General features: G+C 30.1%; 20 protein-coding genes. 5 read left to right on the top strand and 15 right to left on the bottom strand.

All coding sequences use genetic code 11. The features are described 5' to 3' along the window. The first annotated feature begins 116 nt into the window (after positions 1-116). The 3 genes from IDG65_RS00610 to IDG65_RS00600 are packed head-to-tail and all read left to right on the top strand — an operon-like array spanning position 117 to position 1,829. On the top strand, positions 117-800 hold the full coding sequence (locus tag IDG65_RS00610) for a hypothetical protein (RefSeq protein WP_000358504.1): 684 nt from the start codon (positions 117-119) through the stop codon (positions 798-800). A gap of 2 nt (positions 801-802) precedes the next feature. After that, complete coding sequence (locus tag IDG65_RS00605; RefSeq protein ID WP_000148828.1) at positions 803-1,261, top strand: YaiI/YqxD family protein; 459 nt, start codon at positions 803-805, stop codon at positions 1,259-1,261. Position 1,262: 1 nt separating this feature from the next. Then, on the top strand, positions 1,263-1,829 hold the full coding sequence (locus tag IDG65_RS00600; protein WP_000820892.1) for an LOG family protein: 567 nt from the start codon (positions 1,263-1,265) through the stop codon (positions 1,827-1,829). 95 nt (positions 1,830-1,924) lie between these two features. Here IDG65_RS00600 and IDG65_RS00595 read toward each other — a convergent pair whose 3' ends face one another. The 4 genes from IDG65_RS00595 to IDG65_RS00580 form a co-directional block, all read right to left on the bottom strand. After that, entirely contained in the window at positions 1,925-2,467 is a 543-nt protein-coding gene (locus IDG65_RS00595) for a GNAT family N-acetyltransferase (RefSeq protein WP_000638615.1), read from the bottom strand. 79 nt (positions 2,468-2,546) lie between these two features. Continuing rightward, complete coding sequence (locus IDG65_RS00590) at positions 2,547-2,846, bottom strand: hypothetical protein (protein ID WP_000545116.1); 300 nt, start codon at positions 2,844-2,846, stop codon at positions 2,547-2,549. A gap of 137 nt (positions 2,847-2,983) precedes the next feature. Then, on the bottom strand, positions 2,984-3,373 hold the full coding sequence (locus IDG65_RS00585; protein WP_000733435.1) for an SA0632 family lipoprotein: 390 nt from the start codon (positions 3,371-3,373) through the stop codon (positions 2,984-2,986). 66 nt (positions 3,374-3,439) lie between these two features. Continuing rightward, positions 3,440-3,883: a GNAT family N-acetyltransferase gene (locus IDG65_RS00580; RefSeq protein ID WP_001259682.1), complete on the bottom strand. Its 444-nt coding sequence runs from the start codon at positions 3,881-3,883 to the stop codon at positions 3,440-3,442. Positions 3,884-4,009: 126 nt separating this feature from the next. Between IDG65_RS00580 and IDG65_RS00575 the strand changes: the two genes are divergently transcribed. Further along, positions 4,010-4,699, top strand: a complete 690-nt coding sequence (locus IDG65_RS00575) for a DUF1129 domain-containing protein (protein WP_000842865.1) — start codon at positions 4,010-4,012, stop codon at positions 4,697-4,699. Between the two features lie 98 nt (positions 4,700-4,797). On the opposite strand, the gene IDG65_RS00570 is transcribed toward IDG65_RS00575, so the two are convergent. From IDG65_RS00570 to IDG65_RS00520, 11 genes are all read right to left on the bottom strand, one after another. Then, entirely contained in the window at positions 4,798-5,286 is a 489-nt protein-coding gene (locus IDG65_RS00570) for a DUF456 domain-containing protein (protein ID WP_000152582.1), read from the bottom strand. Continuing rightward, positions 5,283-6,503: a sugar efflux transporter gene (locus IDG65_RS00565; RefSeq protein WP_000367064.1), complete on the bottom strand. Its 1,221-nt coding sequence runs from the start codon at positions 6,501-6,503 to the stop codon at positions 5,283-5,285. The genes IDG65_RS00570 and IDG65_RS00565 overlap by 4 nt, the downstream gene beginning before the upstream one ends. 45 nt (positions 6,504-6,548) lie before the next feature. Further along, positions 6,549-6,989 (bottom strand): hypothetical protein, encoded by a 441-nt coding sequence (locus IDG65_RS00560; protein WP_142671197.1) that lies wholly within the window; start codon positions 6,987-6,989, stop codon positions 6,549-6,551. Positions 6,990-7,186: 197 nt separating this feature from the next. Further along, positions 7,187-8,053 (bottom strand): LysR family transcriptional regulator, encoded by an 867-nt coding sequence (locus IDG65_RS00555; RefSeq protein ID WP_000687412.1) that lies wholly within the window; start codon positions 8,051-8,053, stop codon positions 7,187-7,189. Positions 8,054-8,166: 113 nt separating this feature from the next. Then, on the bottom strand, positions 8,167-8,814 hold the full coding sequence (locus IDG65_RS00550; protein WP_000865623.1) for a ribonuclease FAU-1 family protein: 648 nt from the start codon (positions 8,812-8,814) through the stop codon (positions 8,167-8,169). Between the two features lie 144 nt (positions 8,815-8,958). Further along, positions 8,959-9,075 (bottom strand): hypothetical protein, encoded by a 117-nt coding sequence (locus IDG65_RS00545; protein ID WP_001805577.1) that lies wholly within the window; start codon positions 9,073-9,075, stop codon positions 8,959-8,961. A gap of 92 nt (positions 9,076-9,167) precedes the next feature. After that, on the bottom strand, positions 9,168-9,641 hold the full coding sequence (locus tag IDG65_RS00540) for a cupin domain-containing protein (protein WP_000844688.1): 474 nt from the start codon (positions 9,639-9,641) through the stop codon (positions 9,168-9,170). After that, entirely contained in the window at positions 9,641-10,357 is a 717-nt protein-coding gene (locus IDG65_RS00535; RefSeq protein WP_000532965.1) for a YebC/PmpR family DNA-binding transcriptional regulator, read from the bottom strand. Before IDG65_RS00535 ends, IDG65_RS00540 begins: the two co-directional genes overlap by 1 nt. A gap of 189 nt (positions 10,358-10,546) precedes the next feature. Further along, the gene (gene sarX, locus IDG65_RS00530) at positions 10,547-10,906 is read right to left on the bottom strand and encodes an HTH-type transcriptional regulator SarX (RefSeq protein WP_001805574.1); all 360 of its coding nucleotides are present in this window, start codon (positions 10,904-10,906) and stop codon (positions 10,547-10,549) included. 145 nt (positions 10,907-11,051) lie between these two features. Further along, complete coding sequence (locus IDG65_RS00525) at positions 11,052-13,202, bottom strand: helix-turn-helix transcriptional regulator (RefSeq protein WP_001129745.1); 2,151 nt, start codon at positions 13,200-13,202, stop codon at positions 11,052-11,054. Positions 13,203-13,883: 681 nt separating this feature from the next. Beyond that, a complete protein-coding gene (locus IDG65_RS00520; protein ID WP_000081595.1) occupies positions 13,884-14,528 on the bottom strand; it encodes a Bax inhibitor-1/YccA family protein in 645 nt (214 codons plus the stop codon). Between the two features lie 360 nt (positions 14,529-14,888). On the opposite strand from IDG65_RS00520, the gene IDG65_RS00515 reads away from it, so the two are divergent. Beyond that, a complete protein-coding gene (locus IDG65_RS00515; RefSeq protein ID WP_000731644.1) occupies positions 14,889-15,686 on the top strand; it encodes a LysM peptidoglycan-binding domain-containing protein in 798 nt (265 codons plus the stop codon). Positions 15,687-16,155 lie beyond the last annotated feature (469 nt).

The raw sequence follows: 16,155 nt of genomic DNA, 5'->3' as shown, positions 1-16,155 counted from the left end.
TTGTCTTCTTTTAAAAAACATCTGAAATACTTAATAGTGATTCACTACTATCATCGTTTATATTGATGTATCATAGGGTATGTAAAATTAATAAAGTAATTATGGAGGCAAGATCTATGGATAAGAAAAAAGTCATCAAATTTATGATTAATGTATTACCAATTGTATTGGTACCGTTAATTGTTGAACGTAAACGTATCAAACAACATCCGGACGTACAAAAAGTTACAGATGCTACAAGTAAAGTTGCTTCAAAAACATCTGCAGCAATCAGTAACACAGCGAGTGATGTTAAAGAATATGTCGGCGATAAAAAACAAGATTTTGAAAATAAGCGTGAACTTAAAAAGTTTGCTAGAGAACATGATCCTGCCTATATTGAGAAAAAAGGCGAAAAATTAGCTAAACAAAATCGTAAAGACGCTGATAAAATGAATAAAATACTTCAAAAAAATATCGAAAAGCGTCATAAAGAAGAGCAAAAAGCCCGCGAAAAGAATGAAATACAACGTGTTAAAGATATGAAAAAATCACAAAAATACGAAGAAAAAGCAGGCTTAACACCTAATAAATTAGATGAGAAAACTGAGAAAAAAGGCGATAAACTAGCTGAAAAAAATCGCAAAGAAATCGCTAAAATGAATAAAAAGTTACAAAAAAATATTGAAAAACGACACAAAGAAGAACAAAAACGCCAACAAGAAGCTGATAAAGCACGCATCAAGTCATTTAAAAAATATAAAGATTATGTTGCCAAAAGCGCCTCTCAACAAAATAAAGAAAACAATACTGAGGCATAATTGTGACACATATTATTATTGATGGAGATGCTTGTCCTGTTGTTGATTCTATTATAGATTTAACAACTGAGACAGGCATTTTTGTGACAATTATTCGGAGCTTCAGCCATTTTTCGAACCAATTATATCCCCCGCATGTATCAACATTATATGTTGATGATGGACCAGATGCAGTTGATTACAAAATTGTTCAATTATCAACGAAAGATGATATCGTAGTCACTCAAGATTATGGACTCGCAAGTTTATTAGTCGACAAAGTCTTAATTGTCATGCATCATAATGGGAAGATATACAATTCCAAAAATATTCAACAACTATTAGATAAACGATATATGAATGCACAAATTAGAAAACAAGGTGGTCGCCACAAAGGTCCCCCACCTTTTACAAAGCAAGATCAAAAAGTGTTTGAACAATCACTATTAAAAGTCATTCATCGAATTAAGGAGCTGGATTAACATGAAACGAATCGCAGTTTATTGTGGTGCAAGCAAAGGTCATGACCCTTCATATGTACAAAAAGCATACGATTTAGGTAAATATTTTGCTGAACAAGGTTATGAATTAGTATTTGGTGCAGGGTCAATTGGTATTATGGGTGCCATTCAAGATGGTGTATTAGATCATGGCGGCAAAGCTATTGGCGTCATGCCTAAAATGTTAGATGAACATGAAATCACAAGCCAACGTTTAACTGAATTAATTCTAGTTGATTCTATGCATGAACGTAAAAATAAAATGGCAGAACTTGCAGATGCATTTGTCATGGCTCCCGGCGGCGCAGGTTCACTAGAAGAATTTTTCGAAATGTATAGTTGGGCTCAAATTGGTATCCATGAAAAGCCTATTGCCATTTATAATATTAATGGCTTTTTCAATCCACTACAAACAATGATTGACCATATGATTGAGGAAGGTTTTATTGATCCTAAGTATCGTGCACTTGCACCGTTATGTGACACTAAGGAATCATTAATAGAATCTATATTGAATTTCAAACCTCTAGGTACTCGTTCATACGATTAATCATTCTAAGGTTAAAAAATAAACAAACACCCCTAATATTGTTATCATCAGCTAAACAATATTAGGGGTGTTTGTTACGCTTATGTATAAATTTTTCACTTTCGAAGATTAATGTAATAGCGCACTTGCCTTTTTAATAAATGATACTTACTTAGATTGGGTAATTCGAAATGATCATACACTGTCATGCCAATTTTTTCCATTACACGTTGTGAAGCTTTATTTGCTTCTGCTGTAAAACTATAGACATCGTATATTTGATGTTGTTCTGCTAACTTCAACGCTACCTTTGCGCCTTCAGTTGCTAATCCTTTTCCCCAAAATTCTGGCAACAAGCGCCAACCTATTTCATAAAGCGGTAATTCTTTAAATGGATAATCGCTTGTTTCTGGAATATAATTCAAACCTATAAAGCCTATCCATTGATGGGACTCTTTATCTTCTACAGCAAATAATCCAATGCCATAATCTTTAATAACCGCATCCATAGTTCTCATATCTAATTCTGAACGACGATAACTCAATAAACTTGGAAAATATTTACGTACGTCATAATTCGCATTCATTTTTTGAAAAGGTAACAGATCATCTTCATGCCAGTCTCTTAATATTAAACGCTCTGTTTCACAATAAATCATCGATTGACACTCCTATATAATTTCTCAATAAAAAACACAAAATCGATATTTTGATCAACTTTGCGTTTTAGATAGCAGTTTATTTTGATTTAGAAATATAACTTATAAGTTCAACATGAACTGGCACTTCTTTTAAACGTGCTCTATCTGATTTCAGCGCAGTAAAAGTAGCATCTATAAAATCTTGTTGATGGTTTAAACGATATGTAGCAACAAAAGTATCTGTATCGGACTCAAAGTTTGGTAAATGTGCAATTACACGCTTAATTTCGCCAGTAGAATCAGCAATCGTGCGTCCTGTAATATTTTCTAATTCTCTACCTAATTCTGGCAAAGTAATATCTTGACCCTCTAAAATTCTAAAATCTTGTTCATGCATGCCGTTTCTCTCCTTTATTAATTACGTTGTCTATTTTTACATTCTGTTTCAATCATGACCACATTTTAATTAATACATACCCTTAAAATAAGGTTTAAAACGCTGTACCTTTCATCTATAACAAGAAAGCAATTCAATTATGATTGGTGTTTGTCATTAGCTTTTTGATCTTTATCTGTTGATGTAGGCTTTTTGTGATTATCTTTATCCGATGACTTAGTTTGATCTTTTGATTGCTTATCTTGTGATGCCTCTTTATCTTTATCTTTATTTTTGTCTTCGTCTTTTTTATCATCCTTGTTATCTTCTTTTGAAGGTTTTAAATCTTTCACTTCTTTTTCAAGGTCTTTTTGCTTATCTGCTAATTTTTCTTTTTCTTGTTGAAGCTTTTCTTTTTTATCTTTTAATTCTTTATTTTCTTTTTGTAAATTATCGATGTCCTTTTCCAGAGTGGCTTTCTCTTGGCTTTTACCACAACCTGTTAAAAATAGCATGACCGCCATAATACTGATGATTAATTTCTTCATATAAAACTCCTTAACGTCATTAAATCTTTTTTAATTTTAACATGAATTAGCAACATAATCCTAATTCTAATCAATATCTTTATACATTTTCACATGACTCACTTGATAACCTAAATCTTTATTCAAAGATATCATTGGTAAATTACTTTTATGAATTGTACTGCTTATTCGCTTTGCATTCATAGTTTTTGCCCATTTTTCAAGCGCAATCTTCAGTTGCGTAGCTATTCCCAGTTTGCGAAATTGTGGTTCAACATATAGCAGTTCAGTGTTAACCATACTTTTTTCATTACTAAAATGTCCCCAAATAAACGCTATTAATTGACCTTCATTTTCATATATATAAATTTTATCATTTGTATGTTCTAATCTTGAACATATCATCTCGTACCTAAGAGCAATACTCAGTTTAGTACATTTATAGTTGGATTCTACTTGCGACAATAATGTCTCATGTATATTAGCTATTTGCTTGATATAATTATGTTCATCTTTATTAAGTGTCCTCATTTTCCTCTCCAATATTAATCGTTATATTTATGCGTTTAATATGATATGATTGACCTTATTAATACTATAAAATCATTTCCATTTTAATTTGGAATTAAACATTTTTAAAGGAGCGCTTAATTAACAATGAAAAGTACTGCGCAATTAACAAAAGAAAATAATGTTAAATCATTAAGATTAAGCAATACTGATAGAGAAATCTTCGAGAATTATATGACTTATATGCGCTCTGACTTTCGCGTCAATCCTCATGATACAGAGTTAATTATTAACCGTATACTTAAACAATTATTAAGCGCAGAACAACATGGTTTATTAGCCTTAGATTTTTTCAATCACGATCCAAAAGCACATGCAATAAAAGAACTAAAAGCGATGCCTAATGAAACATTTAAAAATATTTTTAAATATATATATCAGCACATCGTTCTATTAATTGGGATTGTTAGTTTTCTCAAAGGATTTTTAGGATTTTTCATGGAAAAAAGTGGAAGTAATTTATATTTTGTTTCGTTCCCGTTTTCAGTAGTCGTCGGATTCTTTATTGTCTTTTTATTTATATGGTTTAGTTTTAAAACAATACAATTGCAGTGTTTTAACAATTCAAATTGGATATGGATATTCACCTATTTAGCAATCATTCTACTAATTGTAGGATTTTTCTATGTATTCTTTATTCCACAATCATTACTTGCCTTTGGACCATATATTCAGGTAAGCAATTGGGTATTTATTATATTTTCATTTATTGTTATGCCTATTGGATTACGCATTGAAAGAAATATTTCGAAAAAACATTCTCATACATTTTTATAAACTAAAAGCTTATTACATCATATGCGAATTTGGTACTGTTCATGATAAAATCACAAAATTACAGTTACCGAAAAACATATTTTGCAATAAGCTTTTTATTAATTAATCAATAAAGCATCTATAAAGAACCATACAATCATTATAAACATAATGATTGCTTGAGCTATACTACTTGTTAAAAATGCTACGATTGAACCTATACTTACTTTAACTGCTCTTTCAAATGAATAGCCTTGTATTAATTCAACTATGAATACCAAAATAAAAGGTATAATAATAATTCCAAATGGCGGTAAAACAAAACATCCAATAACCACACCAATTAAAGCTGCATACTCTCCAAACTTAGAACCACCGAAGCGATTCACAAAATATTTATTAGCTAAAAAGTCCGCACATAAAATTAATATTGTTAGCAATGCCATAGATACATAAAACACCCATGATAAATGCTGATTATGAAAGCCAAATTGATAGATTAGAAAGCCAACCCATAATACTAAAACAGAAGGAATAATCGGCTTAATCAACCCAACAAATGCTAACATGAAGGCAGCAATGATAAGTAGCCATAAAATAATTGTCATGTTGATATCACATCCTCTTTTGTAATTTTTTGATTTTTAGTAAAGAATATAAGTATCATACCTAACATGATTGATGCTGCTGATACAAAAAATACATTTTCCAAACCTACCCAGTGACTCATAGCACCACCTAATAAGTTACCGCCTAACTGTCCAATAACCATTGCATTAGAAAATAGTGTTGAGGCGTATCCTGGGAAATCTGGTAAGATATCTTGGAAATAACTAATACCAATTCCTAAAAGAACCGCTAAGAAAATAGCTAAAAACACCTGTCCTGCTAACATCATATAGAAGTTTTTAAATACCCCAATGCTGAAGTAGAATAAACCACCAAATATCGCTCCATAAATCAACAATGTTCGAGTCTGTAATCTAGATGATAAAACGCCAAGAATGATCATAAATGGCACTTCTAAACCAGCACATAAACTAGCTAAATAACCGACATGTTGCTCATTTTCTTTTAAATAATCAGTAACAAATAAAGGCATATTCATCGTATACATCCATTGTCCAATGTGTAATAAAATAAATGCAATAAATGGTAATAAAAGTGTTTTGTCTTTAAACATATTAGGAGCAATTTTTTCAACATGTTGTTGCGTACTAATAGGGTGTTTAATGTTTAAATCCTTATAGAAAAACACTTGAAGTACTAAAGTAAATAAAATGATACTTATTGTTCCACCAAACAATCCAGCATAGCCTTTTAATCCGATTAATTGGGCACCAATAAATGGACCAAATAAAAAGCCCAATGAGAACATTGAACGTAATACTGTGTTGGCAAATTGAGCTCTATCTTTAGAGCTTGAAACATTGATAGATTCTCTAGCAGATGCGTAAAGTTGGGGCATTGCTGGTGCAAATAATCCTTGGAAAATCGCATATAGTAATATGAATAACCAGATTGTATCTACAAAAAAGTATATTGAAAAACCAAGCGCACCCATTAATAATGCGAGAATAATAATAATTTTTCTATTAAAGTGATGCGTATCCGAAAATCTAGCAATAATTGAATTTACTGTAAACTGGCTAATCGCTGCAGATGCTAGAAGTAATCCATACTGATTTGTTGTCATACCTAAATCTTTAGTTGCAAAAAGAACAAGATATGGGACCGTAACCGCAATACCCATACCTAGTAGAAACATATTAGCAACAAAGAGTTTATAATTCTTTATTTGTAATAACGCTGCAAACATATCCATAACCCCACTTCTTAGAGCCCCTTTTAATTTATTAATTAGGGGCTCTTATGCAGTTGGTGCGTTAGCAATCAACTGTAATCCTTTATCCCCTTTTAATTTATTAATTAGGGGCTCTTTTGCTGTTGGTGCGTTAGCAATCAACTGTAATCCTTTATCCCCTTTTAATTTATTAATTAGGGGCTCTTTTGCTGTTGGTGCGTTAGCAATCAACTGTAATCCTTCGTCCCCTTTTAATTTATTAATTAGGGGCTCTTTTGCTGTTGGTGCGTTAGCAATCAACTGTAATCCTTTATCCCCTTTTAATTTATTAATTAGGGGCTCTTTTGCTGTTGGTGCGTTAGCAATCAACTGTAATCCTTCGTCCCCTTTTAATTTATTAATTAGGGGCTCTTTTGCTGTTGGTGCGTTAGCAATCAACTGTAATCCTTTATCCCCTTTTAATTTATTAATTAGGGGCTCTTTTGCTGTTGGTGCGTTAGCAATCAACTGTAATCCTTCGTCCCCTTTTAATTTATTAATTAGGGGCTCTTATGCAGTTGGTGCATTAGCAACCAACTGTATTCCTTTGTCCCCTTTTAATTTATTAATTAGGGGCTCTTTTGCTGTTGGTGCATTAGCAAACAACTGCGTTCAACTTAACCGAATAGTTTAAAATTAAATACTAACCTTAAATTAGTTTAAGACTACGCCTTTGGTTGTTCAACAAAGCTCGCCATGAGATTTACAAACGAATCAACTTGTGGCAATTGCAACATGCTCGGATCATAACTCATAAATGTCGAACGAATCAGCGGTTCATTATCAATTTCTACTTTTTCAAACTCAAATTGTTCTTTGCTGATATTTTTCATCATAATTTCTGGCAAGATTGTAACACCTACACCACTAATCAACATTTCTTTGCAAGTTGCTACTTGATCCACTGTAATAGTTGCATGGTAATCTTGTTCTAAATTATCGTTATACCATTGTTTTATTTGATTTATATAAATCGGGTCAGCTTGAAACTCTATAAATGGTAACTTTGTAACATCATCTCGTCTATTTTTTGGAAAAATAAAATAATGATCATCATTAAATAAGTGTGTGTTAGCTAAATTCATTACCTTATTTCCACGAGTTATCATAACATGATAATCTCTATGATTTGCTTTAATTTGTTCAGTTGAACCAACTTGCACTTGTATTTCAACATTAGGAAATTGGGCATTATATAGGCTCAAAACTTCAGGAAGTAAGGTTTGTCCAATCAAAGAAGAACACCCGATTGATATTGTTCCATTCACTTCACCAATATGTGCCTGCATTTTGTCAAAAAATAATCGCTCTCTTTTCAACATGTCACGGGCATGCTCAATAATCATTGTTCCTTCAGTTGTTGTAATCAATTGTTTTTTTGTTCTGATAAAAATATCTACTCCAAAAGCATTTTCAATAGCTTTTAGTCTTTGTGTAACAGCAGGTTGAGATATATATAAAATTTCAGCCGCTTTACGTAACGTTTTCGTTTCGTCTAATGTTATTAGTAAACGATAGTCTTCAATCTTCATAATTTCCCCCCCATAAATTATTCAATTATTGAACTTTCATGACTACGAGCATTCAAGAGTTCATTACTAACGAATAATTTTCACCAATTTTATTGGTATGGCTGCAGCTTGAATTACTTAGTTTTCTTTTGTTGTTGGTGATTTTTAGTTTGATTATATTGCTTAGGTTTTATTTGTTTGCTTTTTTCAAAATTAGTTTTATTTTGTGGCTTTTGATGATTTTTTTGAGCCTTTGCATTAATTTTATTAAAGCAGTACATGATTTTCTTTTGGAATCCTTTAAAATCATTTTCTAACTCTGCCATAATTTGATGTGCAATCATATATGCTTCATGAAATTGCTTTTTTGTAATTTGCTCACTTTCTAATGCAAACATTAAATCATCTTCATCTACCAACTCATATTCACCACTTGGTAATGCTAAAACATCTAAACATAAATCTACTGTACGCGCATTACCTTTTTGCGTTATATTTTTGATATTTATATCAAAATAATATTCTAATGGATTGCCTTTATTATCAAACATTACAGTTATACTATAACGTTTCTTTTCAGGTAGTATTTGCAACCATTTATAATTGTCATCTGCGACAATGATATTTTGTCCAACTACCGTCACCTCTAAAGGATCACGAACCTTTTTCATCGTGACTAAGCCTATAATACCCTTAAACCTATTATTATTAACTTTTACCTCTGTGTATTCCCTATCAATTAGGCGACGCCAGTGACGTTTATCTATATACTTTACTTTCACAGTCACCAACTCCTTGTCATTATTATATAAAACTACATAAATGATGTCATGTCATGATACAGTTTTATAGTTTTTGTTAATCATATGAAAATATTTATTATTATTTTACTACAACTCGCTTCAATTTACTTAAAATAGACAATATTAATTAGATAGTACACACATTTCTTCATAAAAGTGATTTTTCAAAAATATAAATAACACACTCTTATCGTTTTCAAAATCATTTAATGCTATTTTCATTAAAAACATCTGAAGCATCAAATCTATTCTGATTCAATCAAGAATACATATAAAAATGAAGTGACTCAAAGGTTTATTAACAACCTTCAAACCACTTCATTGATTCTTTTTTATTTTAAAGCATATTTTTCGATTACTGATTTAAGATGCGGATATTGATCAAATAATTCAGATTGCTTAAACAATTCAAATTGCTTAAACTCAAATGCCGGTTGACACATACAACCTACTAAACTAAAAGTATTTGAATTTTCAATTGAAGAAGCAAAAATTGTTCCTTTAGGCACTACATATTGCAATACATCTCCATTTTGGATATCAGTACCCAATGTTGCAGTCATATATTCTCCATCCGGATTTATCATATGAATTGTTAGAGAATCACCGGCATGATAGTACCATACTTCATCAGCATCAATTCGATGAAAATGCGAAATATTGTCATCTGTAAGTAAAAAATAAATACTGCTAAACGGCGCTCTGTGTCCATCTTTTAATACTTCTCGGATTGTCTCTCTATAAAAACCACCTTCAGGATGCGATTCGAGTTGTAATTCATTAATCCATTGTTCTGCTGTTTTCATTATTTCAAATCCACATTATGGAATACGTTTTGTACATCTTCTAAATCTTCTAATGCATCGATTAATTTTTCAAATGTTACTTGGTCCGCTTCAGAAAGCTCAATATCTGTTTGAGGTAACATTTCAAATTCTGCTACTTTAAATTCTTCTACACCAGCTGCACGAAGCGCATCTTGAACAACCGCAAATTGATCTGGTTCAGCATAGACTATTGTCAATCCATTGTCGTCAATCACATCATTTACATCTACATCTTGTTCCATTAATGTTTCAAGTATATCGTCAACAGATTTACCTTCAATACCAAACGTTGCCACATGGTCAAACATATAAGCAACTGATCCAGATACACCCATATTACCGCCGTTTTTACCAAAAGCAGCACGCACATCAGATGCAGTACGATTTACATTGTTTGTTAACGCATCAACAATAAGCATTGATCCGCTTGGGCCAAATCCTTCATATCTTAGGTGATCAAAGTTTTCGTCTCCAGCACCCTTAGCTTTATCTATTGCTTTTTCAATAATATGATTCGGTACTGAATATGTCTTAGCGCGTTCAAGTACCAATCTTAAAGCTTGGTTAGATTCTGGGTTTGGTTCACCAGATTTTGCTGCAACATAAATCTCCTTACCAAATTTCGCATATATTCTACTTGTATTTTTATCCTTTTGGGCCTTTTTTTCTTTAATGTTATTCCATTTACGTCCCATAATGTCATCTCGCTTTCGAACTGTTTAATTAACAACATATATTATACATGATTTTTTTATGATTATATACATTTTCACAATTAACATTATTGAACTACGATTTCTTCAATCTGTTACTTAGTTTTAAAATATGTATAAATTAAAAATGTGCCGATAAGCAATTTCTATGCTTTCGACACTCAATTTCAATTAAATATTTAAAAATTGTTCTACATCTTCAAATAAAGCATTAAATTTAGATATATCATCATCATTTAAATAAATATAAATTTTACGCTCATCTTTAGATGATCTAACTTTACTAAGTCTTTCTTTTTCAATTAGTCTTCTTATAGAAACTAATAATTTTGTCCTACTTAAATCTAGCTCATCCATTGCAGTTTTTAAAAATGATTGCATAAGTACTTTTTCATCTTTGCAATACTTCATCGTTAAATCTAAGACTGCTAAATCATTTAGCGACAACTTATATTTTTTATCAATATATTCAGATAATGCTTTATATTGTTTATAGAAGCCAAGCAATGTTTCTAATTTCTCAGTATTCAAAATGTTGCACCCCCAAATATATAAAGACAATGCTTCTGTCATTATTATCTTAAATTTTTCTGCCATTGTCTTTCTCATTTGTTTTTAATACGTTGTCAAAATTACCAACAAATGCAAATTAAATTTTGCAATACATATCAAGGTGTTATTTTTTTCCTATTTTAATTATGTATAACGCATTAAAAGTAACGTTAATGTTTAAGGAATTATTACTAAAGTTATGCTCTTTAATCTCGATTGCTGGTTTAAGGTAGTTGTCAATTTTAGAGAGTAAACTGGGGTTCCATTCATATTTATCTCTTAATTCTTTAGAAATCAAATGATTAATGTTCCCACTATTTTCATCTAACGTTTCTATTACAATTAGATATTTATCGTTTAAAACATTATTTTTGAAATTTATATAAACTTGACTATCCTCAAAATTGCTCATAATTGTCTCGCTCTCAATCACTCGCCAATCATAAATAACCAGGCAATGATAATTCTCTATATCAAAAATAGAATAATAACTGTTTTCGTATTTTGGTTTCGAGACATATTCGATAAACTTTTCTAATATAAGACCTAGTGTTGTTTTAAATCCATTTTTATCATATAGATGCATCGCATTAAATGTTTGATGATTATCAAAAATGTTTAATCCAAAACCATCAAAGTTATGATACAGCGCACTTAATGTCTTATAAATTAATGGAGCACTATTACTTAAATCTCGTTCTTTATTATTAAGCAGTTTATGATTTTCAACATTTAGAAAAATCAGCTTTTCTTGTTCTATATCCAATTCGTTAATAACTTTTTTTAAATTTTTAAAATGCAAAATATTTTTCAATAGTAACTCATCACTTTCCCCCATCAAATAAGGGCTACTTAAATTTGCATTATCTATTATTAACGAATTGAATTTAAGTCGCTTTATTTGTGATACTAGTGATTTAAAAACTGAAGGTTTATCAAATAAACAGGTAATATTCAATCCTAATTTCACATTTAACATGATGTTATGTAGTTTTAAAATCATACGGTAAATTGTCCTAATTTCCATCAATGATAAATCAAAAACAAAATGCACTTCGTAATTATTATGATGATTTATTTCGTTTGGAGATAATTGTCTAATAACATTCATAAAAGCTTCTTCAACATAATAAGTCGTTTCAATATCATTTATATTAAATGCTATCTTTAAATCACTTTCAATTATGGTTTTAATGATTGTAAACTTTTCTTCTTCGGACATGGTATTTTTACTTTTTAAAATCGATGGCATGATGAAAAAGACAACTTGGCTGTTCTTGTTCAATAAGGTTTTAAAAATTCCTTCTAAGAAAACAAGTTTCATTTCTGTATAAGTATTAATTTGAACAACCGTTTGAAATAACTTAGGTATTTCAAATTTGTCTTCGTCAATATGTATAACATCAGTTAGGTGATTTTTATAATGATCAATATAATTCAATATGACTTCTTTTACTTCTTGGGCCATACCGCCTACAAGTGGCTCTGGATTAAGCATTATACATTTATTAAATTTTGATAAATTACGATATTCATTCGGTGTTATATCCATATAACTTTTAAACATTTTAGAGTACGTTGAGCTGCTGCTAAATCCTAAATGTTCACTTATATTGCTAATAGTACTATCTGTAGTAAGTAGAATCTCTATGGATTTACCAATTTTCAAAGTATCAATATATTTTTTAAAACCCATGCCCATAAGTAAGTGGAATTGCGAAGACAGATTTGACTTTGAAACAAATAATTTATCAGCGACACTTTTTAATGTCAATCGTTGATTTACATTTTGATAAATATATTCGAGCTCATCTCGCAAATCACCATAATAAGCATAACGATATTGATTTTGCGCAATCTTTTTATCCATACTTGCTTCTTTTGCAATGATTTTAATAATATCCTGTAATTTTCTAATATCAGCGTCATTAAGAGGCTGATTATCAAGGTATCGATATGTCAATTTTAATAATAAGCATTTCAAATTATAGGATGATTTAATTAACTTTGCTGTATAGTGATAATTAAAGAAAGTAAAGCCTAATTCCGCAAACCAATCGCTACTCAAATACAACATGATCGTTTTTTTATTATTCTTAATACTAAATACATCCAGATGATTAATGATATATATATCATCTTCAATTATTTTACTTTTACGAAATTTTTGTAGTTCGATTTCCCCGTCAATTGGCCAAAATAAGACTATGCCATCTTGGCAACGCGTTGTCGCATATTCATTATTAGTAAGTATATGCAAGCATGATTTTGCCATAACTTTACCTCTTTCTATATTTAAATACCACTTTTATCATTCCCTATAATATTTAACTTATTTAATTAAACGTAAATTTAACACAATACGAATACCAAATCAAAAATAAATAAAACTATATAATGGTTAATTTTTAAACTTATATATCAATCATTTAAACATTACAAAAATAGATGTAGTCAGTTTAATTAAACTATCTAATTGAAAACGCACTACTTTTTAGCATTTTCAAAATAATTTTAAATGACCACATCTACAACGTATTACTATTATCTTTTGTTAGCCTTACATTCATTTTCAATTTAAAAATAAACACTTATTTAAATCACATTCTACTTTTGAGATGAGCTCAAACTAACATTAAATTGTTTATATTATCTATACTTATTCCTATTAATATTTCGATTTTAAAATTAATACGTAGCTATACTTTACTCTTCTAATAAAAGTGTAATTAGAAAGGCAAGTATACCTGTTTAAAGTTTATCTTCTAAGATTTGTTTACTTTAGAACTATAGCAGTTAATCATTTCAATGATTAATAATATCTTTACAATTAAGGTAATATATTTAAATTACCCTATCTAAATTTCTAATTTATGACAATCGCTCCAATTTAAGGTTGATATTCATTGTTGATTATTCCAAAACTTTATACAAATTTCTTTATTAATTTAAATGTTTATCTTCTGAACATATTAGCAAGATAAAGTATATCCTTAATAATATTCAACAAATTAATAAATAGATTAAATCCCATTTCTCTTGGTGAATAGTCACCTCTTTTTAAACGATTAAAATCATACAAAGTATAAAGTAGAAATAACAACAGACTAACGACGGTAATAACAGTATAAAAAATAGGATTATGCAGAAAAATACCAATTAGACTCGCAATAATTAAAGTTATTAATGTAACGAATAAATACTTACCTATACTTGATGCATCTCCAACGAAGAAATAACCAATAATACCAAATGCTATAAATGCAAAAATTGCTAATGCGATATTTTTATAGAAAATATCTGGTCCTAAATTTTGTAAATACGTGGTAAACGTTGCGTATGACAATAAGCCAATTACTACAGCGTAAATATGTGAAATGATTAAACCGAACCGTCTCGCTCTCTCAAATACAAGTGTTGCTAAAATAATAATCAGTAATCCAAATGACAAGGGTTGTCGCCAACTTAATGGTAAAAACTGACCTAGATAGCATCCTATGCCAAATATAATCCAGTAATACATAAAATAAAGCCACACTTTACTTATTGATTGAGCATGCTGGTTTTGCTGAAAATATGAATGATTTGTATTTTGCGACAAAATAATTCCTCCTTCTACTGTCGTTTTATGCGTCAAATTTTACAGTAAATTTTGCTTCATCAAAAGAAATAACCTTTAACAAGTACAGTAATTTTACATTTTACAATGTTACAAAATATAAATTTTTATAATTAGTTAAAATCACTAAAACGCTTTTATACACTATCAAATCAGCATTTATAAAAATATGAACCGATATCCTAAAATGTTAATAATATTACAAGATAATAACAAACCACACAAAGCTACTTATTTTTGATAATATGGAAAGCGTAATATAAAACGAAAACTTAATTTACTATATAAATTGTCTTAATAATTTTTAAAAGTAGTAAATCTTAATTTTAAGGAGGAGTCCCTTTGAAAAAATTAGCATTTGCAATAACAGCAACATCTGGTGCAGCTGCATTTTTAACGCATCATGATGCACAAGCTTCTACACAACATACAGTACAATCTGGTGAATCATTATGGAGTATTGCTCAAAAATACAACACTTCAGTAGAGAGTATTAAACAAAATAACCAATTAGATAACAACTTGGTATTCCCTGGTCAAGTTATCTCAGTAGGTGGAAGTGATGCACAAAATACGTCAAACACTTCTCCACAAGCTGGTTCAGCATCATCTCATACTGTACAAGCTGGTGAATCATTAAATATCATTGCTAGCAGATATGGTGTTTCAGTTGATCAATTAATGGCAGCCAATAACTTACGTGGTTATTTAATTATGCCTAACCAAACATTACAAATTCCTAATGGTGGATCAGGTGGTACAACACCAACAGCTACAACAGGTAGCAATGGCAATGCATCATCTTTTAATCACCAAAATTTATACACTGCTGGTCAATGTACATGGTACGTGTTTGACCGTCGTGCTCAAGCTGGTAGTCCAATTAGCACATATTGGTCAGACGCTAAGTATTGGGCTGGTAACGCAGCTAATGATGGTTACCAAGTAAACAACACACCATCAGTTGGTTCAATTATGCAAAGCACACCTGGCCCATATGGTCATGTTGCTTATGTTGAACGTGTCAATGGTGATGGTAGTATCTTGATTTCTGAAATGAATTACACATATGGTCCATACAATATGAACTACCGTACAATTCCAGCTTCAGAAGTTTCTAGCTATGCATTCATCCATTAATTAAATAAATTGTACTGATATATACTAGCAATTCACATCATGTGAGATTGCTAGTTTTTTATTTTTGAAAAAAATTTTCATTTTGGTACAAAAAATTATCTCACCCTTCCCTATCATACTTATTTATATTTTGTATGAATGGTAGTTAGGTAAAAAATAATAACCTACCTATTTGATTAAATTAAATGCATAATATATTAAAAATCAAAATAATGCAACTAAGTTGACTATATAATGATTTAATTTGTTATACCAGTATTTTACGCTTTTTCGTCTACATATACAAATTTATATTAAATAAAGTCCAATACAATTTAGGTTAATCAAACAAGTTGATAGCTATTTAATTATTCATTCATTGCAGAATATAAACTATTAAATCATTATTTTACGCTTACTTATATTTTAATGACCTAACTGTTTATGTTCCATGGAATACATTTATAACTTAGCCCCTAATTAAAATGCT

The organism is Staphylococcus sp. EG-SA-17 (assembly GCF_017151845.1).
Taxonomy (GTDB): domain Bacteria; phylum Bacillota; class Bacilli; order Staphylococcales; family Staphylococcaceae; genus Staphylococcus; species Staphylococcus aureus.
The sequence above is the reverse complement of the archived record's forward strand: the minus strand, read 5'-3'. Positions and strand labels throughout refer to the sequence as shown.

Coding starts and splice junctions, on each gene's coding strand:
- IDG65_RS00610 (WP_000358504.1), top strand. CDS start 117: ATGGATAAGAAAAAAGTCATCAAATTTATGATTAATGTATTACCAATT.
- IDG65_RS00540 (WP_000844688.1), bottom strand. CDS start 9,641: ATGAAAACAGCAGAACAATGGATTAATGAATTACAACTCGAATCGCAT.
- IDG65_RS00575 (WP_000842865.1), top strand. CDS start 4,010: ATGAAAAGTACTGCGCAATTAACAAAAGAAAATAATGTTAAATCATTA.
- IDG65_RS00525 (WP_001129745.1), bottom strand. CDS start 13,202: ATGGCAAAATCATGCTTGCATATACTTACTAATAATGAATATGCGACA.
- IDG65_RS00600 (WP_000820892.1), top strand. CDS start 1,263: ATGAAACGAATCGCAGTTTATTGTGGTGCAAGCAAAGGTCATGACCCT.
- IDG65_RS00580 (WP_001259682.1), bottom strand. CDS start 3,883: ATGAGGACACTTAATAAAGATGAACATAATTATATCAAGCAAATAGCT.
- IDG65_RS00545 (WP_001805577.1), bottom strand. CDS start 9,075: ATGCTTCAGATGTTTTTAATGAAAATAGCATTAAATGATTTTGAAAAC.
- IDG65_RS00595 (WP_000638615.1), bottom strand. CDS start 2,467: ATGATTTATTGTGAAACAGAGCGTTTAATATTAAGAGACTGGCATGAA.
- IDG65_RS00590 (WP_000545116.1), bottom strand. CDS start 2,846: ATGCATGAACAAGATTTTAGAATTTTAGAGGGTCAAGATATTACTTTG.
- IDG65_RS00555 (WP_000687412.1), bottom strand. CDS start 8,053: ATGAAGATTGAAGACTATCGTTTACTAATAACATTAGACGAAACGAAA.
- IDG65_RS00535 (WP_000532965.1), bottom strand. CDS start 10,357: ATGGGACGTAAATGGAATAACATTAAAGAAAAAAAGGCCCAAAAGGAT.
- IDG65_RS00570 (WP_000152582.1), bottom strand. CDS start 5,286: ATGACAATTATTTTATGGCTACTTATCATTGCTGCCTTCATGTTAGCA.
- IDG65_RS00565 (WP_000367064.1), bottom strand. CDS start 6,503: ATGGATATGTTTGCAGCGTTATTACAAATAAAGAATTATAAACTCTTT.
- IDG65_RS00585 (WP_000733435.1), bottom strand. CDS start 3,373: ATGAAGAAATTAATCATCAGTATTATGGCGGTCATGCTATTTTTAACA.